Origin of the sequence: Comamonas antarctica, assembly GCF_013363755.1 — a bacterium.
In the GTDB taxonomy this organism is placed as follows: domain Bacteria; phylum Pseudomonadota; class Gammaproteobacteria; order Burkholderiales; family Burkholderiaceae_C; genus Comamonas; species Comamonas antarctica.
Map to the genome: position 1 here is coordinate 3,757,260 of NZ_CP054840.1, position 22,310 is coordinate 3,779,569.

The 22,310-nt window shown below is 68.5% G+C and carries 16 protein-coding genes and 1 pseudogene; 11 read left to right on the forward strand and 6 right to left on the reverse strand.

Translation table 11 applies throughout. The features are described 5' to 3' along the window. Positions 1-17: 17 nt before the first annotated feature. Together HUK68_RS17475 and HUK68_RS17480 are read left to right on the forward strand one after the other, a co-directional pair. Complete coding sequence (locus tag HUK68_RS17475; protein WP_175505336.1) at positions 18-2,234, forward strand: protein-disulfide reductase DsbD family protein; 2,217 nt, start codon at positions 18-20, stop codon at positions 2,232-2,234. Between the two features lie 159 nt (positions 2,235-2,393). Then, the gene (locus HUK68_RS17480; protein ID WP_175505337.1) at positions 2,394-2,936 is read left to right on the forward strand and encodes a hypothetical protein; all 543 of its coding nucleotides are present in this window, start codon (positions 2,394-2,396) and stop codon (positions 2,934-2,936) included. A gap of 4 nt (positions 2,937-2,940) precedes the next feature. Here HUK68_RS17480 and HUK68_RS17485 read toward each other — a convergent pair whose 3' ends face one another. Both HUK68_RS17485 and gltS read right to left on the reverse strand, forming a co-directional pair. Further along, positions 2,941-3,765, reverse strand: coding sequence for a GNAT family N-acetyltransferase (locus tag HUK68_RS17485; RefSeq protein ID WP_175505887.1), 825 nt, complete (start codon positions 3,763-3,765; stop codon positions 2,941-2,943). Positions 3,766-3,966: 201 nt separating this feature from the next. Further along, positions 3,967-5,196, reverse strand: coding sequence for a sodium/glutamate symporter (gene gltS, locus HUK68_RS17490; protein ID WP_244146200.1), 1,230 nt, complete (start codon positions 5,194-5,196; stop codon positions 3,967-3,969). Between the two features lie 249 nt (positions 5,197-5,445). On the opposite strand from gltS, the gene hemE reads away from it, so the two are divergent. The 3 genes from hemE to HUK68_RS17505 all read left to right on the forward strand — a co-directional run bounded on the left by hemE (position 5,446) and on the right by HUK68_RS17505 (position 10,696). Continuing rightward, positions 5,446-6,558, forward strand: a complete 1,113-nt coding sequence (gene hemE / locus HUK68_RS17495; RefSeq protein WP_175505338.1) for a uroporphyrinogen decarboxylase — start codon at positions 5,446-5,448, stop codon at positions 6,556-6,558. Positions 6,559-7,256: 698 nt separating this feature from the next. Further along, positions 7,257-9,392, forward strand: a complete 2,136-nt coding sequence (priA, locus tag HUK68_RS17500; RefSeq protein ID WP_175505339.1) for a replication restart helicase PriA — start codon at positions 7,257-7,259, stop codon at positions 9,390-9,392. Positions 9,393-9,526: 134 nt separating this feature from the next. Continuing rightward, complete coding sequence (locus HUK68_RS17505) at positions 9,527-10,696, forward strand: asparaginase (RefSeq protein WP_175505340.1); 1,170 nt, start codon at positions 9,527-9,529, stop codon at positions 10,694-10,696. 194 nt (positions 10,697-10,890) lie between these two features. On the opposite strand, the gene HUK68_RS17510 is transcribed toward HUK68_RS17505, so the two are convergent. Continuing rightward, the gene (locus tag HUK68_RS17510; protein WP_175505341.1) at positions 10,891-11,841 is read right to left on the reverse strand and encodes an AEC family transporter; all 951 of its coding nucleotides are present in this window, start codon (positions 11,839-11,841) and stop codon (positions 10,891-10,893) included. Between the two features lie 220 nt (positions 11,842-12,061). Here HUK68_RS17510 and HUK68_RS17515 point away from each other — a divergent pair, with 220 nt between their 5' ends. The 4 genes from HUK68_RS17515 to HUK68_RS17530 all read left to right on the forward strand — a co-directional run bounded on the left by HUK68_RS17515 (position 12,062) and on the right by HUK68_RS17530 (position 16,274). Further along, complete coding sequence (locus HUK68_RS17515; protein WP_175505342.1) at positions 12,062-14,128, forward strand: ATP-dependent helicase; 2,067 nt, start codon at positions 12,062-12,064, stop codon at positions 14,126-14,128. Between the two features lie 11 nt (positions 14,129-14,139). Further along, on the forward strand, positions 14,140-14,610 hold the full coding sequence (locus tag HUK68_RS23325) for a hypothetical protein (RefSeq protein WP_244146201.1): 471 nt from the start codon (positions 14,140-14,142) through the stop codon (positions 14,608-14,610). Continuing rightward, the gene (locus HUK68_RS17525; protein WP_175505343.1) at positions 14,607-15,785 is read left to right on the forward strand and encodes a phospholipase A; all 1,179 of its coding nucleotides are present in this window, start codon (positions 14,607-14,609) and stop codon (positions 15,783-15,785) included. Before HUK68_RS23325 ends, HUK68_RS17525 begins: the two co-directional genes overlap by 4 nt. A gap of 117 nt (positions 15,786-15,902) precedes the next feature. Continuing rightward, positions 15,903-16,274 (forward strand): hypothetical protein, encoded by a 372-nt coding sequence (locus HUK68_RS17530; RefSeq protein WP_175505344.1) that lies wholly within the window; start codon positions 15,903-15,905, stop codon positions 16,272-16,274. A gap of 222 nt (positions 16,275-16,496) precedes the next feature. Here the strand turns inward: HUK68_RS17530 and HUK68_RS17535 are convergent, their stop codons facing one another. Next, positions 16,497-17,000 (reverse strand): universal stress protein, encoded by a 504-nt coding sequence (locus HUK68_RS17535; RefSeq protein WP_175505345.1) that lies wholly within the window; start codon positions 16,998-17,000, stop codon positions 16,497-16,499. A 97-nt stretch (positions 17,001-17,097) separates the two neighbouring features. On the opposite strand from HUK68_RS17535, the gene tgt reads away from it, so the two are divergent. After that, positions 17,098-18,270: a tRNA guanosine(34) transglycosylase Tgt gene (gene tgt, locus HUK68_RS17540; RefSeq protein ID WP_175505346.1), complete on the forward strand. Its 1,173-nt coding sequence runs from the start codon at positions 17,098-17,100 to the stop codon at positions 18,268-18,270. Between the two features lie 115 nt (positions 18,271-18,385). Then, positions 18,386-19,831: a GGDEF domain-containing protein gene (locus tag HUK68_RS17545; protein ID WP_175505347.1), complete on the forward strand. Its 1,446-nt coding sequence runs from the start codon at positions 18,386-18,388 to the stop codon at positions 19,829-19,831. Here the strand turns inward: HUK68_RS17545 and HUK68_RS17550 are convergent. After that, a complete protein-coding gene (locus HUK68_RS17550) occupies positions 19,814-20,896 on the reverse strand; it encodes a zinc ribbon domain-containing protein (protein WP_175505348.1) in 1,083 nt (360 codons plus the stop codon). The genes HUK68_RS17545 and HUK68_RS17550 overlap by 18 nt on opposite strands. 42 nt (positions 20,897-20,938) lie before the next feature. Then, positions 20,939-22,288, reverse strand: a pseudogene (locus HUK68_RS17555) (MFS transporter); the annotation flags it as partial. Positions 22,289-22,310 lie beyond the last annotated feature (22 nt).

A 22,310-nucleotide genomic window follows, 5' to 3' on the forward strand; every position in this document is an offset into this window, starting at 1 on the left:
GCTCCCACCTTGCGACCATGAACCACCGATTCCACTTCCGTTTCCCGGCCTTCGCCTGGCTGCTGGCCCTGGCCCTGCTTCTGCTGGGCGCGGCCCGGGACACCCATGCCCAGGCCGGCGCGCTGCAGCTGCGCGGCCTGGGCGGCCCGGGCGCCGTCGTCACCACCGAGCGCGTGCGCGCCGAACTCGTGGCGCATGCGCCCGAGGGCGTCGCGCCCGGCCAGCCGCTGTGGCTCGGACTGTCCATCACCCACCAGCCCGAATGGCATACCTACTGGAAGAACCCGGGCGACTCGGGCCTGCCGACACAGCTCGAGTGGCAGCTGCCCGCCGGGCTTGAAGCCGGCGCGATTGCCTGGCCGCTGCCCAAGATCATCCGCGTCGGACCGCTGGCCAACTATGGCTACGAAGACCGGCTGCTGCTGCCGGTGCCGGTCCAGGTCGCTTCGGACTTCCAGGCGCCGGACGGCGACACGCTGACCATCCGCCTGCATGCAAGCTGGCTGGTCTGCCGGGTCGAATGCATTCCCGAGGAAGGCAACTTCACGCTGCAGCTGCCGGTGCGCAGCGCCACGGCGCTGCATGCCGAAGCATTTGCACGGGCACAGGCGCGCCAACCCGTGGCCTTCGAAGGCCAAAGCACGGCCAAGGTGGCGGGCGAGCGGCTGCAGCTGCGCATCGAAGGCCTGCCCGCGGCGCTGCGGGGCCAGGACCTGGCGCTGTTTCCCGAGACCCCCGAAGTGCTGGAGCACGCGGCCCTGCCCGGCAGCGGCTGGACCCAGGCCTGGGACGGCACCGCCTGGACCGCCGACTGGCCGCTGTCGGCCATGCGTGGCGAAACGCCCGCCGAACTGCCGCTGGTGGTCGCACCGGCGGCGGCGCAGGGCGATGGCCCGGTGGGCTGGCGCAGCGTGGCCAAGGTCGAGGGCCGCTGGGACAGCGTGCCCGTGGCCGGCGTCTCGCCGGCGCTGGCCGCGGCCCTGGCCGCCAATGCGCAGCAGGCGCCGGCCGCGGCGCCCGCACCGGGCAGCGCCAGCCTCTGGTTCGCGCTGCTGGGCGGGCTGCTGGGCGGCTTGATCCTCAACCTCATGCCCTGTGTGTTCCCGGTGCTGGCCATCAAGATCGTCGGCTTTGCGCGCCATGGCCAGAACCAGCGCCTGCAGCGCCTGAACGGCCTGGCCTATGGCGCCGGCGTGTTGCTGTCGTTCCTGGCGCTGGGCGGCCTGCTGCTCGCGCTGCGCGCGGCCGGCCAACAGCTGGGCTGGGGTTTCCAGCTGCAGTCGCCCGGCCTGGTCGCGGCCATGGCGGCGCTGTTCACGCTGCTCGGGCTGAACCTGGCCGGCATGTTCGAGTTCGGCCGCATGCTGCCGCAGCGCTGGGCCGGCGCCCAGCTGCGCCATCCCGTGGCCGAGTCCTTTCTCTCGGGCGTGCTGGCCGTGGCGATTGCCTCGCCCTGCACCGCGCCGTTCATGGGCGCCTCCCTGGGCCTGGCCATCGACATGCCGGCCGCGCAGGCGCTGACGGTGTTCGCGGCGCTCGGGGTGGGCATGGCGCTGCCCTATGTGCTGGCCAGCTGGGTGCCGGCGCTGGTGCGCTGGCTGCCGCGGCCCGGTGCCTGGATGAAAACCTTCCGCCACGCGATGGCGTTTCCGATGTTTGCCACGGTGGCGTGGCTGGTCTGGGTGCTGGGCCAGCAAAGCGGCATCGATGGCGCGGGCGCGCTGCTGGTGCTGCTGGTGGCGCTCAGCGCGCTGGTCTGGGCGCTCACGCTGGCCGGCAAGACCCGCTGGCTGCTGGGCGGCCTGATGCTGCTGGGCACGCTGTGGCTCGGCAGCGCCATCGGCCCGCACATCACGCGCGCCGCGGCCGCCGAAAGCCCGCAGGCGGCCGTCGCCGGCGACTGGCAGCCCTGGTCGGCCGAACGCGTGGCCAGCCTCACGGCAGCGGGCACGCCGGTCTTCGTCGATTTCACCGCTGCCTGGTGCGTGACCTGCCAGGTCAACAAGCACACCACGCTCAACCGCGATGAAGTCCGCGCCGACTTTGCCGCGCGCGGCGTGGCGCTGCTGCGCGCCGACTGGACGCGGCGCGACCCGGCGATCACGGCCGCGCTGGCCGCGCTGGGCCGCAGCGGCGTGCCGGTCTACGTGCTCTATGCGCCGGGCAAGCCGCCGCAGGTCATGACCGAGCTGCTGTCGCCGGCCGAAGTGCACGCGGCGCTGCAGACACTGTAGGGACTTACCCCCGCCGGCATGGCCGCGACCGCTGCACCGGGCCGCGGCGTCAGCGCCGGCCTACTGGCGCACAACGGACAGGCGGCCTAGACTGAAGGCACGCTGCAGCCTGCTGCAGTGCGCCGGAGGGGTTCCGGCGTTGTCCACAAGGAGGTTTTCATGACCGCTGCAGTGCGCCACCCTTCCCCCCCGAACCACGATGCCGCGCTTGGCGCCAAACCGCGTCTCTCGCGGCGCTGGCGCTATGGCCTGCTGGCGCTGCTCGTGGCCTGCCTGGCGGTCACCGGCGCGCTGCTGCCCATGGTCTGGGACCTGCTGGACGCGTTCGACCGCCTGCCCAAGCTGGCCGGATTCCAGGAGCTGCTGGCGCGCTGGCCGGGCGTGAGCTGGTCGCTGATGCTGGTGTGGGGCACGGCGGTCTCGATTGCCCTGGTGGCGCTGGTGTCCACGCGCTCGGGCTGGCGCGGCGTGCTGCTGGTCGGCGCGCTCTCGCTGTGGGCCGTGGCCTGGTACCTGCACATGCCGCATGTCGAGCAATGCCATGCGATGTACGGCGCGGGCAACATCTGCAATACCTGGCAATGGATCTTCAGCATCAGCCTGGCACTGGCCACCGCGCTCTACATGTTCGTCGTCTTCCTGCTGAGCCTGTCGGCACTGGGGCTGCTGTTCACGCGTCCGGAAGAAGCCGACGAGGAATGAGGTCTCAGTCGCGCGCACGGCGGTAGCGCGCCGGCAGGTCCTCGATGCGCGCCATCAGCGGCAGGTCGGCGGTCTGGAAATCCGGGTCCCAGGCCGGCGCGCCCAGCAGCTTGGCGCCCATGCGCAGATAGCCCTGGATCAATGCCGGCGCCTGCACATCGGCGGCGCCCGGCGTGCCGCGGCCTTCTGCCGGCAGCGGCAGCGCGGTATAGGGCTGGACCTGCATTTCCGGCGCGGCCAGGTAGCGCGTGCGCAACTGCTGCCAGATGTTCGCCGCGCCCTCGCCATAGGCCAGGCCCGGGTGGTACATCGGCATGCTGGCGCAGCCCAGCATGGCTTCGAGCCGGTTGCGCTGCATGAATTCGGCGAGCGCGCCCCACAGCGCCAGGATCGTCGCGCCGTTGCGCCAGTCGGCATGCACGCAGCTGCGGCCCAGTTCCACGAGCCGCGGGCGCCAGGCCGCGATGGGCGCGAGGTCGAACTCGTTGTCCGAATACAGGCCGCCCGCGCGCCGCGCTTCGGCAGGCGTCAGCAGCCGGTAGGTGCCGATCACGGCATCGCTGGCCGGATCGCGCACCAGCAGATGCTCGCAGTAGTCGTCGAAATGGTCGATGTCGTGGCCTGCCAGCGGCGCCGGCAGGCGCGCGCCCATCTCCTGCACGAACACCTGGTGGCGCAGGCGCTGGGCGGCGCGCACTTCGTCCTGGTGGCGCGCCCACTGCACGACCAGCCGTGTGGGCGAGCGTGGCTCGGTACGGGGGCGCAGCAGCGCGGGAAGCGGCGGGGGAACATAGGCCGAAAGGGTCGATGCCCAGTCTCCGGCCGGCATGGCTTGCAGGTTGTCGTCCATACATCCTCCCTGTCGCGCTGCAGTGAATTGGCGTGATACCGGGAGGGATCGGGTGGGTGACGGGTAACCGCGTCACTCCCCTTTTTTTCAGTCCCGGCTCACGCTACGCATTCTTGGCCCGCGAGATGACAGGAACGTGATGGTGCGATGACAGTTGCGTGTCGCAGGCCGCGGCGTGGCTCAGCGGAGCATCCACTGGATGACCAGCGCATTGACGATATCGATGAAGAACCCGCAGACCAGCGGCATCACGATGAAGGCCCGGTGGGCCGCGCCATGGCGTTGCGTGACCGCGGTCATGTTGGCCATGGCCGTGGCCGTCGAGCCCAGCGCGATGCCGCCGAAACCCGCACAGATCACGGCCGCCTCGTAGTCGCTGCCCATGCAGCGGAACACCACCCACAGCGTGAAGGCCACCGTGAGCGCCACCTGCAGCACCAGCACCGAGAGCACGAAACCCAGCACGCCGTTCAGCATCCACAGCTGCACGCCCATCAGCGCCATGGTCAGGAACAGTCCCAGGCAGATATCGGAAATCAGCGCCAGGCCCTGGCGGATGCCTTGCCAGTACTGGCTGTTGCCGGGGCCGCCGACCATCCAGCGGCCCAGCAGGTTGCGCAGCAGCATGCCCGACAGCAGGCAGCCGACGAACATCGGCAACTGCAGCCCGGCCTGGTGGAACAGCGGCGTGATCACTTCGCCCAGCATCAATGCCAGATTGAGCCAGAGCAGCGCGCGCAGCACGCCCATGTAATCCAGCGGGACGCTGGCCTGCTCGGCTTTGACGCCCACGTCGAGCGTGCCCACACCGCCGTTCAGCCCATGCCGGCGCATCAGGTAGCTGGCCACGGGCCCGCCGATGGTGCAGGCCACGAACAAGCCCACCATGTTGCTGGCCATGCCCAGCTCGACCGCGTTGGAGATGCCCAGGCGCGTGACGAACTCCGGCCCCCAGGCCAGCGTGGTGCCGATGCCGCCGGTCAGCGAGATCGAGCCGGTCATCAGGCCGGCGCGTGGATCGAGGCCGAACAGGCCCGCCACGCCCATGCCCAGCAGGTTCTGCAGCAGGATGAAGACCGAGGCCAGGCCCAGCAGCCACAGCACCGGCCGGCCGCCGTCGCGCAAGGTACGCAGATCCGATTTGAGCCCGATGGCGGCAAAGAAATACAGCAGCAGCATCTCGCGCACGTCGAGATCGAATGCGATGCGCACTCCCAACGCGAGGTAGGCCGCGCCCACCACGCAGGCGCACAGGAAACCGCCGACCACCGGCTCGGGAATGCTGTAGCGCCGCAGCAGCGTCGAGTGCTGGCTGACCTTCTGCCCGATGAAGAACAGCAGGATCGCCAGCGTGAAGCTCTGGAAGGCCGGCACGTTGAGCGTTTGCGGCAGCGCTGCGAACATTTCCATTTCAAGCCCCCAGGCAGTGGTTGAAGACGCAAGGACCGGACCATTTTGCCGCAAGGCCGCGCCGCGGCCTGCAGGCTGGCGCGTCCCAGGCAAGCGCTGCGAAATCCGCGATCCGTTAAACTGCTCGATTGCCCGAATCCCCTGTTGACTGCCTGACCAGGCATGATCCTGGCCAGACGCCGGCGCTGCCGCCGCATGAGCCGTTGCGGCGGGCGACGCGCTGCGGCCAAGTCCTATGTGAGTGAGCCCATGTCTTTTGCCCCCCTCCAAAACGACACTTTCCTGCGCGCTTGCCGCCGCCAGGCCACCGATTACACGCCGCTGTGGCTCATGCGCCAGGCCGGCCGCTACCTGCCGGAATACAAGGCCACGCGCGCCCAGGCCGGCAGCTTCATGGGCCTGGCCACCAATGTGGACTACGCCACCGAAGTCACGCTGCAGCCGCTCGAGCGCTTTCCGCTCGATGCCGCCATCCTGTTCAGCGACATCCTGACCATTCCCGACGCGATGGGCCTGGGCCTGAGCTTCGAGGCCGGAGAAGGCCCGCGTTTCGCCAAGGTGGTGCGCGACGAGGCCGCCGTGGCCGAACTCGCGGTGCCCGACATGGACAAGCTCGGCTACGTGTTCAACGCCGTGACCTCGATCCGCCGCGCGCTCGATGGCCGCGTGCCCTTGATCGGCTTCTCGGGCAGCCCCTGGACGCTGGCCTGCTATATGGTCGAAGGCAAGGGCAGCGACGATTACCGCCTGGTCAAGAGCCTGATGTATGCGCGCCCCGACCTGATGCACCGCATCCTGGCAGTCAATGCCGACAGCGTGGCCGCCTACCTCAACGCGCAGATCGATGCGGGCGCCCAGGCGGTGATGATCTTCGACAGCTGGGGCGGCGTGCTGGCCGATGGCTGCTTCCAGGAATTCAGCCTCGCCTACACACGCCGCGTGCTGTCCCAACTCAAGCGCACCGGCGTGGATGGCACCGACGTGCCGCGCATCGTCTTCACCAAGGGCGGCGGCATCTGGCTCACCGAGATGAAGGAGCTGGACTGCGAAGTGCTGGGCCTCGACTGGACTGCCAACCTGGGCAGGGCACGCGCCATCGTCGGCGGCCAAGCTGGCGGCCCCGGCAAGGCGCTGCAGGGCAATATCGACCCGAATGTGCTGTTTGCGCCGCCCGAACAGGTCGCGGCCCAGGCGCGTGCCGTGCTCGACAGCTTTGGCACGCCGCATACCGACCGCAGCACCACGGGCCCCACGCACATCTTCAACCTGGGCCATGGCATCAGCCAGTTCACGCCGCCCGAAAATGTGGCGGCGCTGGTGGAAACGGTGCACAGCCACTCGCGCGCGCTGCGCCAGCGCTGATCGGGCAAGCGTGCGGCCGCCGTCTGCCGGCGCGCCTTGCTGCAGCAGGGCCAGTGAGCAAGTACCCACCTTGGCCCCATGCCAGTTATGCACAGCAAAAGTGCATGCCGGCGTGCACTGCGGCGGTGCAAAGCGGCGCCGCAGTGCCACTCGCCCTTCTTGTAAGACAGCGCCAACTCGTTGATTCTCAAAGAGATTTTTCAGAAGCCAGGAGGACACCGAGCACAGAACCGGGCGCTTGTCATCCCATGTGGCGGCTTTGCCTCCATTGCTTTTGCACAAAGTTATCCACAGAATCGCCAACAACTTTCAAATCAACCCTGAAATCAATGACTTGCGGCGGTTTGTTGAGATTTTTCTGCGCGGCAGGCCTGTGGACAGCCGAAAAACCGAGGTATTCGGCTGCTTGACAGCAAAGCGCGTTCCGACTTATGCACATGGCTGCAGGCTTTCCCAGGCCTCTGCAAATGTCGGGACCTCCGTCCTGGCAGCCCGGCATTTCAATTGCAAACCCTTGTTTTATATAGCCTCGCAAAATATGCACGGGACGGGAGAATCTGTGCCGCAGGAGGGCAAAAGCTTTCCCGCAGCTGCAAGCCCCGACAATTCCCACAAAGTTATCCACAGAAACCAGTAGAAAACGCGAAGCCACGCACTCTGCGCTTCCCCGCCCTTTCCTGCGTCGCGTCGACCTTGCCATGACCGCCCTGTTTCCCGTCCAGATTGCCTTGCAGATGCCGGCCCATAGCGCCGTCGGCCATCTGCTGACCTACGCCGCCGAAACGCGCCTGGCGCCGGGCACGCTGGTGCGCGTGCCGCTGGGCAAGCGGGAGGTGCTGGGCGTGGTCTGGGATGAGCCCGCCGCGGACGAAGCGCCGCACGCGCAGGCAGCGCTGCAATTGCGCCCCATTGCCGGCGTGCTCGATGGCATCGCCCCGCTGCCCGATGCGTGGCGCCGGCTGGTGGCGTTTGCCGCGCGCTATTACCAGCGCAGCATCGGGGAGATCGCCATGGCCGCGCTGCCGCCGCAACTTCGCGAGCTCACGCCCGAGCAGCTGGCGCGGCGCCTCAAGGCCGCCAAGGCCGCGGCAAAGGCCGCCGCCGCGGACGCGGCGCCGGCCCTGGTGGCCTTGAGCGCCGAGCAGGAGCAGGTGGTGGCGCAGATCGCGGCCGGGGCGGCAGAGCGTCCTTTTCTGCTCTACGGCAGCACCGGCAGCGGCAAGACCGAGGTCTATCTGCGCTGCGTGCAGGCCGCGCTGGACGCCGACCCCGCCGCCCAGGCGCTGGTGATGGTGCCCGAGATCAACCTGACGCCGCAGCTCGAAGCCCGTTTTGTCGAGCGCTTTGCGCCGCAGTACGGCGCGGGCGCCGTGGTCAGCATGCACAGCGGCATGACCGGCCCGCAGCGGCTCAAGAGCTGGCTCGCCGCGCACACCGGCCAGGCGCGCATCGTGCTGGGCACGCGCATGGCGGTGTTCGCCAGCCTGCCGGGCCTGCAGGTGATCGTGGTCGACGAGGAACACGATGCGAGCTACAAGCAGCAGGAGGGCGCACGCTATTCGGCCCGCGACCTGGCGATCTGGCGCGGGCGCGCCCAGGCTGCGCAGGTGATCCTGGGCAGCGCCACGCCGTCGTTTGAAAGCTGGCATGCAAGCCGGCCGGCCACGGCGCAGGACCCGGGCGGGCGCTACCTGCGCCTGCACATGCCCAGCCGCATCGGCGCCGCCGAACTGCCCCGGGTGCGGCTGGTCGACATGACCCAGCAGCCGCGGCGCGCGGTGTTCTCCCCGCCGCTGCTGGCGGCGATCACCGAGCGCGTGCAGCGCGGCGAGCAAAGCCTGGTGCTGCTCAACCGGCGCGGCTTCGCACCCGTGCTCTACTGCGCCGACTGCGAGTGGAAAAGCGACTGCCCGCATTGCAGTGCGCACCAGGTGTTCCACAAGGGCGACCGCACGCTGCGCTGCCACCACTGCGGCTTCACCCAGCGCGTGCCGCCCGCCTGCCCGTCCTGCGGCAACCCCGACATCCTGCCGCTGGGCAAGGGCACCGAGCAGCTCGAAGAGGAGTTGGTGCGCCTGCTGCGCAACGTGCAGCGGCCCGACCATGCACCGGCGCGCGTGGCGCGCATCGATGCCGACACCACCCGGGCCAAGGGCGCGCTCGAGGAGCAGCTCGCGCAGATGCACGCGGGCGACATCGACGTGCTGGTGGGCACGCAGATGGTCGCCAAGGGACACGACTTCCGGCGCATCACGCTGGTCGCGGCGGTGCAGCCCGACAACGCGCTGTTTTCCAGCGACTACCGCGCCGCCGAACGCCTGTTCTGCCTGCTGATGCAGGCCGCGGGCCGGGCCGGGCGCGATGCCGCCTACCTGCAGGCCCAGGGCAGCCGCGCCGAGATGTGGATCCAGACCCGCGACCCGCAGCACGCGGTGTTCAGCGCGCTGCGCAGCCACGACTACCCGGCCTTTGCCGCGCAGCAGCTGCAGGAGCGCGCGGACGCGGGCATGCCGCCGTTTGCCTACCAGGCGCTGGTGCGCGCCGATGCGCGCACCCAGGAAGATGCCCAGGCCTTCCTGCATGCCGCGTGCCAGGCCGCGCGCGAGGCCGGGTTGCCCGGACTCGACGAGGTCTTCCTGTTCCCGCCGATTCCCATGACCATCCAGCGCGTGGCCAACGTGGAACGCGCGCAGATGCTGCTGGAAAGCCTGGACCGCATGGCGCTGCAGCGCTTCCTGCATGCCTGGCAGCCGCTGCTGCACCAGCTGCGCGCCCAGCCCCAGCACCGCCCGCTGGTGCGCTGGCTGGTTGATGTCGATCCTTTAGCGATCTGAATCTTCGCAGTCAAGGGCCTGTTGTCACCAGGGTCGGGTGATTGCCAGCGCCCGGGTGGCAGTGCATCGTCGGCTCCTGGCCGGCGCAGCGCGGGGCCCCCGCCTGGCGAGCCGGCCTGACTGGAGCCACAAGAATGAAACCATCGATCCGCCCTCTCTGGCGCCTGGCCGTTTGCGCCGGCGCATTGGCCCTTGCCGCCTGCAGCACCCAACCCTCCAGGGACCTGGCGGCCCAGGCGGCGCCGCCGCCGGCGCCCGTGCTGGCCGCCGCGCCCGCGGCATCCGCGGCATCCGCGGCACCCGCGGCATCGGGCACGCTGCCGCATGTGGTGGTGCTGGCCACGGGCGGCACCATTGCCGGCGCCGGCGCTTCGGCCGCCAGCAGCGCCACCTACCAGGCGGCCAAGGTGCCGGTCGAGCAACTGCTCACCGGCCTGCCCGAACTCGGCAAGGTCGCGCGCGTATCGGGCGAGCAGGTGTTCCAGATCGCATCGGAGAGCTTCACCAACCAGCAGCTGCTGACGCTGGCACGGCGCGTGCAGGCGCTGGTGCGCCAGCCCGACGTGCAGGGCATCGTCATCACCCACGGCACGGACACGATGGAGGAAACCGGCTTCTTCCTGAACCTCGTGGTGCAGACCGACAAGCCGGTGGTGCTGGTCGGCTCCATGCGCCCGGGCACGGCGCTGTCGGCCGATGGCGCGCTCAACCTGCTGGGCGCGGTGGCCGTGGCGGCCAGCCCCGAGTCCGCGCGCAAGGGCGTGCTGGTCAGCATGGCCGACGAGATCCATACCGCCCGCGACGTCGCCAAGCTGACCAATATCCGCACCAGTGCCTTCGCCAGCCCCTGGGGTCCGCTGGGCATGGTGGTCGAAGGCAAGACCTGGTGGTTCCGCGCACCGGTCAAGCGCCATACCAGCGCCAGCGAGTTCAGCATCGACCGCATCCAGGCGCTGCCGCCCGTGGACATCGTCTACAGCTATGCCAACGTGCCCAGCACCGCCGTCGATGCGCTCGGCACGGCCGGCGTGCAGGCCATCATCCATGCGGGCACGGGCAACGGCTCGGTGCCCGACCGCATCGTCCCCCGGCTCAACGACCTGCGCGGCAAGGGCGTGGTCATCATCCGCAGCTCGCGCATTCCCGGCGGCTTCGTGCTGCGCAACGCCGAGCAGCCCGATGACAAATACGATTGGGTCGTGGCGCACGACCTGAATCCGCAGAAGGCGCGGCTGCTGGCGGCGGTGGCGCTGACACAGACGCGCGACACGCGCGAGTTGCAGCGGATCTTCTGGGAGTATTGACCTCTCAGGTACCCCGTTGGTCCCAGGCATGCGCAGCCGACCTGAGCCAAGGGCGAACGGCTTTGCTCACAACGTGAGTGCAGGCCGTTCATGGTTCGACCGGGCCGCGCAGGCAGGCTCACCACGAACGGGGAAGCACCGTTCATGGTTCGACCGGGCCGCGCAGGCAGGCTCGCCACGAACCGGGAGCCCCTTTACTCAGCCGCCATCAGCGCCACGGCCCCGGAAAACGTCACGAACGCCAGCGCCGTGCTGACCAGGATGATGCGCGCCACGCGCCCGCCATGGGCGCCGAAGCGTTCGGTCAGCAGCGCGACGTTGCTGGCGCTGGGCAGCGCCGACAGCAGCACCAGCACCACCAGCGCCTGCTCCGATAGCGGCACGCCCAGCGCGATGGCCGCGCGGCCGGTGAGCCAGACCAGCAGCGGATGGACCAGCAGCTTGGCCAGTGCCACCGGCACATAGTCGCGCAGCGGCACCTGCTCGCCCGCGCTCATCTGTGAGCGCGCGAGCACCGCGCCAATGGTGAACAGCGCCACCGGCGAGGCCGCATCGGCGAGCATGGCCAGCGTCTTGTCGACCGGCGCGGGCAGCGTCCATTGCGCCCAGGAAGCCAGCGCACCCAGCGCCATGGCCCAGGGCATGGGATTGGCGGCCATGCCCTTGAGCGCGTTGCGCAGCGCCACCCCCGCGCCGCCGGGCAGGCCCAGCCGCGACAGCGCGATGCACAGCGAAGTGGTGATCAGCATGTCCACCGCCATGGTCAGGATCACCGGGCCCGCGGCATGCGCGCCCAGCAGCGCCACCAGCAGCGGCACGCCCATGAAGCCGGTGTTGGGAAAGGCCGCCACCAGCGCGCCGAAGGCCGCATCGTTCCAGCCCAGGCGCCGGCGCGTGAGCACCACCACCGCTGCCACCAGCACCAGCGCGCTGCACAGATAGACGCCGCCCACGGCCGGGTCGAGCAGCTGGCCGATCGGCGTGCGCGCGCCAAAGCGGTAGAGCATGCAGGGCAGCGCGAAATAAAGCACGAAGCTGTTGAGCCCGCCAATCGCCGACAGCGGCAGGATGCCGCGCCGGGTGGCGAGAAAGCCACACAGCACCAGCGCGAAGAACGGGGATGTGACCAGCAGTACGGACAGCATGGCAAGGGCAACGAGAGGAAGAAACGGCGGACGGGCAGACCCTTCCACCAAAGGCGACGAGTTTGGCACGGAGAGTTACGTCTGTGACATGCCAGCCTACATTCCCGGCATGTTGCAGTGCAACACCAATGGGCATGCCAGGCCAGTATCATGCGTGCTGCCCGCAGCACGTGCGCGCGCCTGTGTGTTTTCCTCCAACTGCCTGTTTCCTCCCCTGTCTATGTCTGCCGGTCTCAATCTCGCCCAGCTTCAAGCGGTCCATTACACCGAAGGCCCGTGCCTGGTGCTTGCGGGCGCGGGTTCGGGCAAGACGCGCGTGATCACGCACAAGATCGGCCGGCTGATCGAGACCGGGCTGCATCCCAGGCGCATTGCCGCCATCACCTTCACCAACAAGGCCGCGGCGGAAATGCGCGAGCGCGCCAAGGGCCTGATCGGCAAGGCGGCCAAGGACGTGCTGATCTGCACCTTCCACGCGCTGGGCGTGAAGATGGTGCGCGAGGACGGCCAGGCGCTGGGCCTCAAGCCGCAGTTCAGCATCCTGGACGCCGACGATGTGGTCGGCATCCTCAAGGATGCGGCCGGCGGCACGACCGATGTCGCCACCGCGCGCCAGTGGCAGTGGACCATCAGCAAGTGGAAGAACATGGGCTATGACAGCCGCGAAGCGCTGGCCATGGCCCAGGACGACAACGAGCGCAGCATCGCGCTGCTGATGGCGCGCTACGAGGAGCGCCTCACGGCCTACCAGAGCGTGGACTTCGACGACCTGATCGGCATGCCGCTGCGCCTGCTGCGCGACCACCCCCAGGTGCGCGAGAAGTGGCAGAACCAGCTGGGCCATGTGCTGGTCGACGAATACCAGGACACCAATGCCACGCAGTACGAGCTGCTCAAGCTGCTGATCGGCGCGCGCGGCCACATCACCGCCGTGGGCGACGACGACCAGTCGATCTACGGCTGGCGCGGCGCGACGCTCGACAACCTGAAGAAGCTGCCGCTCGATTACCCGCAGCTCAAGGTGATCAAGCTCGAGCAGAACTACCGCTCGACCAGCGCCATCCTGCGCGCGGCCAACAATGTGATCCAGCCCAACCCGAAGCTGTTTCCCAAGACGCTGTTCTCCGAACTCGGCGAGGGCGAGCCGGTGCGCGTGGTCGATGCCGACTCCGAGGAGCACGAGGCCGAGCGCGCCGTGGCACGCATCCAGGGCCTGCGCGCGGCCAGCAACCCGCCGCCGGACTGGAAGGATTTCGCCATCCTGTACCGCGCCAACCACCAGGCCAAGCCCTTCGAGAAGGCCTTGCGCAAGGCCAATATTCCCTACAAGGTCTCGGGCGGCACGAGCTTTTTCGACCGCGCCGAAGTCAAGGACCTGTGCGCCTGGTTCCGGCTGTGGATCAACAACGACGACGACCCGGCCTTCCTGCGCGCCGTCACCTCGCCCAAGCGCGGCATCGGCCACACGACGCTGGGCAAGCTCGGCGAGTTCTCGACCCAGCACAAGCTCAGCATGTTCGGCTCGCTGTTCAGCCACATGCTGCCCGCCGTGCTGCCGACCAAGGCGCATGACAGCGTCATGGAGTTCGGCCGCTATGTGAACGACCTCGAATACCGCGCGCGCCACACGCTGGGCGCCGAGGATTCGCGCGCCTTCCTGGCCGACTGGCTCAAGGAAATCAACTACGAGCAGCATATCTACGACAGCGAGGACAGCGAGACCGTGGCCGCAGCGCGCTGGAGCAATGTGCTCGAGTTCTGCGACTGGATGGCGCAGCGCGCCGGCGGCCAGGTCGACGACACCAGCGGCAGCACCATCACCAGCGAGAAGAAAAGCCTGCTCGAGGTCTCGCAGACCATCGCGCTGCTGTCGACCATCAGCGAGCGCGAGAAGGAGCAGGACATGGTGATCCTGTCGACGCTGCACGCCTCCAAGGGCCTGGAGTGGCCGCATGTGATGCTGGTCGGCGTGACCGAAGGCATGCTGCCGTTCAAGCTCGACGACGACAACGGCCGCCAGCAAAAGGTCAGCGACGAGACCGCGCAGCGGCTGCAGGAAGAGCGTCGGCTGATGTACGTGGGTATCACGCGCGCCCAGCGCAGCCTGGCCGTGAGCTGGACCAAGCGCCGCAAGAAGGGCCGCGAGATGGTGGCCGCCATGCCCAGCCGCTTCATCAAGGAAATGGGGCTGGACCAATCCACCATGCGCGAAGACCCGCGCGAGAAGCTGCGCCAGCTGCGCGCCGAATTCGCGCGCAAGGCCGCGGTGCAGCCGGCGGCGTCCTGAGGTTCGAGACCATGCATTTGTTTTCTCTCCCCGGCCTGCGCCGCGCTTCGGCGCTGGCCCTGTTCTTTCTGGCGGCCGGACCGGCCCTCGCACAGTGCGCCGCGGCCGACGAGGCCACGCACGAGACCCTGCTGGGCCATTGGCAGGCGCAGTTCAGCGCGGCCAGCGAGGGCGCCGCCGGCGAAGGCGAGGCCGCAGCGGCGCTGCCGATGGCGGCCGAACTCGAACTCACGCCCCACCCCGAGCTGGCCGCCAGCGTGCGCGGCCGGCTGCAGCGCGCCGGCAGCCAGGCGCTGCTGGCCGGCGATGTCGACCAGGGCGACTTCACCCTCGAGGAATCGATCAACGGCACGAACATCAGCGCGACCTGGATTGGCCAGGTCGTCCCCGACAGCTGCGGCAAGGAAATTCGCGGAACATGGACTCAGGAAAATCCCCCTCTCTCGCTCTCTTTCGTGCTGCGCAAGCAAACCGGCCAATGAGCGCGCGCCACCTGCCGACGCTGGCCGCCGCCGCGGCCTGGAGCCTTCTTTCGCTGCCGGCGCTGGCGCAGAACGCTCCCGTCGCCGTGAGCAGCACGCCGACCGACGCCTGGCGCCTGTGCACCGCGGCCACCGATGGCGCCGAACGCCTGGCCTGCTTCGACGCCTGGGCCAACAAGCAGCCCTGGCAGGCCCCTGCGGCAAGCGCTCATGCCCAAGCCGTTACGCCGCCGCTGCCCGAACCCGCGCCCATCGTCGCGACCTCGGCCGCGCCGCTGACGGCCGATCCCATGCCGGCGGAGCCCGTGGTGCGCGGCTGCAACGATGCCAAGTACAGCGCCCTGACGCGCTTCTGGGAACTGACCGAAGGCACTGACTGCGGCAACTTCACCTTGCGCGGTTACCGGCCGACCTCGATCTCGGTGGTGGCCAGCAACAGCGTCAACCGCCAGCCCTCGTCGCCCGCGCCCGATCACCAGAGCCCGACCGCCATCGACTACCGCACCACCGAGGCGCGGCTCAATATCTCGGTGCGCACCAAGCTGGCCAAGGGCCTGCTCGCCCACACGCCCGAGCGCAAGGATTCGCTGTGGTTCGGCTACACCCAGCAGTCGTACTGGCAGGTGTTCACCCCCGACCTGTCGCGGCCGTTCCGCACCACCGACCATGAGCCCGAAGTGTTCTATGTCTACCCGCTGTCGCTGTCGCTGCCGGCCGGCTGGAACTGGGCCTATGCGGGCGCGGGGCTGGTGCACCAGTCCAACGGGCAGAGCCTGCCGCTGTCGCGCAGCTGGAACCGCTGGTACCTGATGACCGGCATTGAAAAGGGCAATGACTACACGCTCACGGGCCGCATCTGGAAGCGCATCAACGAAAGCGCGGCCAGCGACGACAACCCCGACATCTCCGACTACCTGGGCCGCGCCGAACTCACCGGCACCTGGAACGTCAACCGCATGCACACGCTGACCGCCACGGTGCGCAGCTCGCTGGGCGCGACGCCGCGCGGCTCGCTGCGGCTCGAATGGCTGCGCACGCTGGGCGAAGGCATTGGCGGCGGCCGCAGCAACCTGCGCCTGCACACCCAGCTGTTCTCGGGCTATGGCGACAGCCTGATCGACTACAACCGCAAGCGCACGGTCTTGAGCGTCGGCTTCAGCCTACTGGACTTCTAAGCGCGAGCGCGCAAGAATCCTTCGGTCGCGCCCGGCAAACAGCGCGGCTTTGACCTTGCTTTACGGGCCTTTCCCGTACCGCAAGGCCGCGCAGAATGGCGGACTGAAGGAGGATCGATGGATCAGCAATACCAGCTCAAGGCCGGCCACTACTACCTGTACGACATGCGCGACAAGCCCAGTGCCGTCACGGGCGAGCGGCGCTTTCGGCTGCGCACCGAGACGGTGGCCATTGCCTTCGATCTGCACACCGGCGAGGTGCACCAGCACGGCACGCCGACGCGCATCCTGTCGTGGGCGCTGACCGCACGCCGGCGCCTGCGCGCGGCGGGGGCCTGGGACTCGGCCGACGACATCGTGGTGGTGTCGGGCCCGCTGCCCGTCGATGAGATCAACAACTGCCTGCGCATCCGCGGCTACTGCCGGCGCATGTTCCAGCGCCTGTCCAGCCTGCCGCATGGAAAGTGGATGACAAGAAACACCCCCTGAGCGGCTCCGCCGCTTCCCCCTCTCATCCTTCGGTGGAGGGGGGCGCCCGGCTAGGGACGGCAACCTCGGTGCGGGGCGGCCCTTCCTCGTTGCCTCCTTACCATAGCGCGCCCATTGCGAAGGTCTTTCCAGCGCGTCGCTCCCGCTATGCCCAACGAATCTCTCCAGATGGCGTAGCGAGCACCGCCCTGCTTTGACTGTCCTGCAAACCAGCAACCTTATCTACTGGCGTTCATCAACACCCTCATCCGCCGCCACCTCGGCCTCGACTTCCGCCACATCCTGCAGATCCTTGGGATCGGGATGCTTGACGATGGTCACCGGCACCGGGCTCAGGCGCGCGATCTCGCGCGACACCGAGCCGATCAGCGCGCGCCGCACGCCGCCCTGGCCCAGCGCGCCGATGATGATCATGTCGCAGCCGTTGCGCTCGGCGATGTCGACCAGCGTGGGAGCGGGCTCGCCCAGGCCGACCTCGGTCTCGAAGCGCACGCCGGCCGCCTCGACCAAAGCCACCGCCGGCGCCATCAGGTGCCGGCCCGCGGCCACGCTGGCGCCCGCGATCAGGTCCGGGTCCTGGGTCGCGAGTTCGTAGAGCGTGGCCTCCTGCTGCACATGGGCCAGCACCAGCGTGGCCTGCAGCCCCTGGCGCACCAGCCGCACGCCATGGTGCACGGCATCCAGCGAGGGTTCCGATCCGTCGACTGCAATCATGATTCTGAGCATCTTGGCCTCCATGCTATTGATGATGGACCAGTGTGCCAGACCGCAGGCTAGCCCCCATGAAGGACGACCTCGCAAGCAGTCTGGGACAATGGCGCCCATGCTGCAGTTCGAAACCCTCAAAAACGACCCTTCCAGCCACGCGCGCCGTGGCAAGCTCACGCTCAACCACGGCGTGGTCCAGACCCCGATCTTCATGCCCGTGGGCACCTATGGCACCGTCAAGGGCGTCATGCCGCGCAGCCTCGAGGAAATGGGCGCGCAGATCATCCTGGGCAACACCTTCCACCTCTGGATGCGCCCGGGCCTCGACATCATGCAAAGCTTCGGCGGACTGCATGGCTTCGAGAAGTGGAACAAGCCGATCCTGACCGACTCGGGCGGCTTCCAGGTCTGGAGCCTGGGCGCGATGCGCAAGATCACCGAGGAAGGCGTGCATTTCGCCTCGCCGGTCAATGGCGACAAGCTGTTCATGTCGCCCGAGGTCAGCATGCAGATCCAGACCACGCTGAACTCCGACATCGTGATGCAGCTCGACGAGTGCACGCCCTATGAAACCAAGGGCCACCTGACCACCGAAGCCGAAGCGCGCAAGTCGATGGAAATGAGCCGCCGCTGGGCCCAGCGCTCCAAGGACGAATTCGCGCGCCTGGAAAATCCCAACGCGCTGTTCGGCATCGTGCAGGGCGGCATGTTCGAGAACCTGCGCCAGGAATCGCTCGAAGCGCTGGTCGAAATGGACTTCCCCGGCTATGCCGTGGGCGGCGTGAGCGTGGGCGAACCCAAGGACCTGATGCTGCAGATCATGGCGCATACGCCGCACCGGCTGCCGGCGCACAAGCCGCGCTACCTGATGGGCGTGGGCACGCCCGAGGATCTGGTGCAGGGCGTGGCCGACGGCGTGGACATGTTCGACTGTGTGATGCCCACGCGCAATGCGCGCAATGGCACCATCTTCACGCGTTATGGCGACCTGAAGCTGCGCAATGCACGCCATAAGACCGATCATCAGCCCATCGACACGACCTGCACCTGCCATGCCTGCGCCGGTAGCTCGGGCGTGAGCTGGGACCAGGGCGGACGCGATGGCTTCTCGCGTGCCTACCTGCACCATCTCGACCGCTGCGGCGAGATGCTGGGTCCGATGCTGACCACCATCCACAATCTGCACTACTACCTGAACCTGATGCAGGAAGTGCGCAATGCGTTGGATACGGGCACTTTCGCGGCATTTCGGGCGCAGTTCAAGGCAGATCGCGCCCGCGGCGTGTAAACGAGGGAAAGGCGCCCTGCCCCGCGCAGGGGCGGCCTGCCGGCTGACAAGGGCTGAAATGCCCTGTCGGCGCGGGCCGTTATATTGGGGATGACCCTGGTTTCCTGCCCGCTACATGCCACGTTCCACCTTTGCCTACTCACCGCGCCCGGTCTCGCTCACGGTATATTTCATCGGTTTCGCGCTGTGCCTGCTGCTGGCCTGCCTGACCGGCATCCTGGCCCGGCCCACCGGGTTCCTGTCTTCTTTCTGGCCCGCCAACGGGGTGCTGCTGGGCATGCTGCTGCGCTGGCCCGAGCTGGCGCAAAGAACTTCCTGGCTGATCGCCAGCGCGGTTTTCGTGCTCGCCGACCTGGTCACGGGCAGCAGCCTGCTGGCCGCGGTCTGGCTGACGGCCGCCAACCTGACGGGCGTGGCTTGCGGCTGGTGGTTCCTGCAGCGGCTGGACACGGCGCAGCTGCAGCTGCGCCAGCAGACTTCAGTGCTGTATCTGCTTGCCGGCTGCGTCATTGCCGCCGCCGGCGCGTCGTTGGTCGGTGCCGGTGCCGGCGTCCATCTGTTTGCCTCGCACTGGCTGCAAAGCGCGCTGATGTGGTTCAGCACCGAGCTGATGAACTTCATGCTGATCGTGCCGGTCATTCTGAGCCTCCCGGAATGCAGCCCGCGCCGCTGGCTCTCCCGGGTCGAGTCGCGGGTTTCGTGGAAGCTGCTGCTGCCACTGCTGTTCGTGCTCGCCACCGAGTACGCGGCGCTGGCGCTTGGCGGACCGGGCGCGATGGCCTTCAGCGTGCCGGCGCTGCTGTGGTGCGCGCTGAGCTACAGCCTGTTCACGACCGCGCTGCTGGGCCTGGTGGTCTGCACCTGGAAGGTCGCCACGCTGTCGATGGGCATCATCGACTTCACGCCCGCCGATGTCGAGCTGATGGTCTCGCTGTGCTTCGGCCTGACGCTGCTGTCCATGGGGCCGCTGGCCGTGGCCGGAGCCCAGCTGCAACGCGCCGAGCAACTGCAGCGGCTGAACCGGGCGGCCAGCCATGATTCGTTGACCGATGTGCTGGCGCGCGGAGCCTTCATGGACCAGGGCCAGCGCCTGCTCGAACGCCTGCAGCATGAAGGCAGTCCGGTGGCCGTGCTGATGCTGGACCTCGACCATTTCAAGCGCGTCAACGACAGCCACGGCCATGCCGCCGGCGACGCGCTGCTGCGGGCCTGCGCCAAGACCATGCTGCGGGTGTCGCGCCCGCAGGACCTGCTGGGGCGCATTGGCGGCGAGGAGTTCGCGATGCTGCTGCCAGGCGTGCCGGCCGCGGCCGCCGAGCAGATCGCCACGCGCATCTGCGCCGCGGTGCGCAGCCAGCGCGTGGCATTGCGCGACGGACCGGTGCTGCGCGCCACGGTCAGCGTCGGCATTGCCTGGAACGGCGGCGGCACCGCGCAGACGCTCGAGGAACTGCTGCGGCGCGCCGATATCGCGCTCTACGATGCCAAGGCCGCGGGCCGCGACGGATGGCAGCGCCACCACGCGAGCCCGGCGCGGGCGGCGCTAGCGGCCCAGGTCTGAGGGCGCGGGCACGGGCGCGGGCGCTTCGGAAGCCGCGGCCGGTGTGCCGCAGGCATGGCAAAAACGCGCAAAGGTGCTCTTGCGGGTGTTGCAAGCCCCGCAGTGGTCGAACAACCCGATACCGCAGTGCGGACAGAAGTCGATGCCCGGGTCCTTCAGGTCCACCACGCGCTCGCAGCCCGGGCATACGCCCTTGGCCAGCCGCGACAGCGCGGTGTCATAGCTCAGCTCGACGCGGCGCTGGGCGTCGGGCATGGCCTCCTGGCGCTTTTGCCGCTCCAGGTAGCGGTTGAAGGCCTGGATGGCCGCGCGACCCAGCACCACGGTGAGGACGATGCCGACGATATAGCGCACATAGCCGCCGTAATCAGGCAGGTAGGGCACGAGTTCGACAAAGAACGCAAACAGCGCAAAGAAAATGAAGCCCCAGACGAAGGGCCACCAGGCACTGCGGCGCTTTTTCGCAAACAGCCAGCCCGCGACCAGCAGCAGCGGCAGGGTCAATGCCAGGCGGTAGAGGAAGACGCGCAATTCCTGGGCACGCTGCGCATCCTGCCATTGCCCGCGCGCACTGTCCTCGAGCTGGCGCCAGGCGCTTTCGGCGCGCGCCAGCGCCTGCTGGGCATCGAGCTGCTGCTGTTGCTGGGCTTCGACCGCCGTGGCGGCGCGGCGCTCGGCGTCCTTGAGCTGGTCGAGCGCACGTGTGCGCGTCAGCAGTTCGGTGTCCTGGTCGGCGCGCTGCGTCGCGCTGCGCGTGGCGACCCAATTGTCGAAGGCCTCGCGCGCCGCGGCATAGGAGGTGCGCGCCGAACGCAGGCGCAGCTGCGCCTGCTCGAGCGCGCTGCTGGCCTGGTCGCGCAGCCGCTCGGCGGTCTGCTGCTCCAGCCGTACCTGCGCGGCGCGGTCGGGCGGCATGAAGTCCTCGAGGCTCTGCACCGATTCGACCTGGGGCAGATCGCCGACCACGAGGCTGCCCAGGCCCACCAGGAACCAGGCAAACACGAACGCCACCAGCCACAGGCCGCGGCGGAACCACTTCTCGGGCAGACGCAAGGCTTTGCTCATCGAAGCTTCTCCAGCTCAGGTTTCCACGGTGCGCAGGCCGCGCACCAGCGCAGCACAGCGTGAGAGATATTCCGGCACCAGCAAGAATACCGCCATCGACACCAGCAGATTCGCGCCCGCGGTCATCAGGAACAACTGGGGGATGCTGCTGCCCGCGGACAGCAGCGCGCCCGCGATCACGCTGCTGGCCACCATGAACAGCGCATTCAGGATGTTGTTGGCGGCAATGATGCGTGCGCGGTGCGTGGGCTGGCTGCGCAGCTGGACCAGCGCGTACATGGGCACGCTGTAGATGCCTGCCGACAGCGACAGCAGCAGCAGGTCGGCGACCACGCGCCAGTGCGCGGGCCGCGACAGGAAGGCCGGCACGTCCATCAGGCCGCCCGGCGGCAGGCCGCGCGAGGCCAGCCAAAGGTCGGCGGCAAACAGGCTCATGCCCAGCGCGCCCAGCGGCACCAGGCCGATTTCCACCTGCCCGCGGCTCAGGCGCTCGCACAGCAGCGCGCCCGCGCCCACGCCCACCGAGAACACCACCAGCAGCAGCGCCGCGACCTGCTCGTCGCCATGCAGCACTTCCCTGGCGAACGCCGGGAACTGCGCCAGGAACACCGCGCCGAAGAACCACATCCAGCTGATGCCCAGCAGCGAGCGGAACACCACCGGCTGGCCCTGCGCCAGCCGCAGGTTGCGCCAGGTCTCGCTGAACAGGTTCCAGTTGATGCGCAGGCCCGGGTCGGTGGCCGGCGCCGCGGGAATGAACTGCGCCGACAGCCGCCCGAGCAGCGCCAGCGCGAGGCCGGCCACCGCGACCTGGGCGTGGCCCACTTCCGGCCTGGCCACGAGCAGTCCGCCGGCGACATTGCCCAGCAGGATCGCGACAAACGTGCCCATCTCGACCATGCCGTTGCCGCCCGTGAGCTCGCGCGGCGACAGCACCTGGGGCAGATAGGCGAACTTGGCCGGGCCGAACAGCGTCGAGTGCGTGCCCATCAGGAAGATGCAGGCCAGCAGCAGCGGCACGTTCTGCGCCAGCATGCCCCAGGCGACGAGCGCCATGATGGCGATCTCGAGGTTCTTGGTCAGCACGAAGATGCGCCGCTTGTCCCATTTGTCGGCCAGCTGGCCCGAGGTCGCGGAGAACAGCAGGTAGGGCAGGATGAACAGCGCGCCGATCACCAGCCCGGCATGCGAGGGCGGCAGCCACGACACGCCAAGCTGGTAGGTGACCAGCACGGTGAACGCGAACTTGAACAGGTTGTCGTTGGCCGCGCCCAGGAACTGGGTCCAGAAGAACGGGCCGAAACGGCGCTGGCGCAGCAGCGCGTATTGGTTGGGGCGGTCCGCGCCATCGTCATGCATGCCGGCAATCCTTGAGGTGTGAGCAGCCGGCATTGTGCCCTTGCCCATGTTGCGC

Bases quoted from the DNA above. Each gene is read 5' to 3' on its own strand.
- gltS (WP_244146200.1), bottom strand. From the start codon at position 5,196: ATGGAAATGTTCGCAGCGCTGCCGCAAACGCTCAACGTGCCGGCCTTC.
- HUK68_RS17485 (WP_175505887.1), bottom strand. From the start codon at position 3,765: ATGCCGGCCGGAGACTGGGCATCGACCCTTTCGGCCTATGTTCCCCCG.
- HUK68_RS17515 (WP_175505342.1), top strand. From the start codon at position 12,062: ATGTCTGCCGGTCTCAATCTCGCCCAGCTTCAAGCGGTCCATTACACC.
- HUK68_RS17525 (WP_175505343.1), top strand. From the start codon at position 14,607: ATGAGCGCGCGCCACCTGCCGACGCTGGCCGCCGCCGCGGCCTGGAGC.
- hemE (WP_175505338.1), top strand. From the start codon at position 5,446: ATGTCTTTTGCCCCCCTCCAAAACGACACTTTCCTGCGCGCTTGCCGC.
- HUK68_RS17475 (WP_175505336.1), top strand. From the start codon at position 18: ATGAACCACCGATTCCACTTCCGTTTCCCGGCCTTCGCCTGGCTGCTG.
- HUK68_RS17535 (WP_175505345.1), bottom strand. From the start codon at position 17,000: ATGCTCAGAATCATGATTGCAGTCGACGGATCGGAACCCTCGCTGGAT.
- HUK68_RS17530 (WP_175505344.1), top strand. From the start codon at position 15,903: ATGGATCAGCAATACCAGCTCAAGGCCGGCCACTACTACCTGTACGAC.
- HUK68_RS17480 (WP_175505337.1), top strand. From the start codon at position 2,394: ATGACCGCTGCAGTGCGCCACCCTTCCCCCCCGAACCACGATGCCGCG.
- HUK68_RS17545 (WP_175505347.1), top strand. From the start codon at position 18,386: ATGCCACGTTCCACCTTTGCCTACTCACCGCGCCCGGTCTCGCTCACG.
- HUK68_RS23325 (WP_244146201.1), top strand. From the start codon at position 14,140: ATGCATTTGTTTTCTCTCCCCGGCCTGCGCCGCGCTTCGGCGCTGGCC.
- priA (WP_175505339.1), top strand. From the start codon at position 7,257: ATGACCGCCCTGTTTCCCGTCCAGATTGCCTTGCAGATGCCGGCCCAT.
- HUK68_RS17505 (WP_175505340.1), top strand. From the start codon at position 9,527: ATGAAACCATCGATCCGCCCTCTCTGGCGCCTGGCCGTTTGCGCCGGC.
- HUK68_RS17550 (WP_175505348.1), bottom strand. From the start codon at position 20,896: ATGAGCAAAGCCTTGCGTCTGCCCGAGAAGTGGTTCCGCCGCGGCCTG.
- tgt (WP_175505346.1), top strand. From the start codon at position 17,098: ATGCTGCAGTTCGAAACCCTCAAAAACGACCCTTCCAGCCACGCGCGC.
- HUK68_RS17510 (WP_175505341.1), bottom strand. From the start codon at position 11,841: ATGCTGTCCGTACTGCTGGTCACATCCCCGTTCTTCGCGCTGGTGCTG.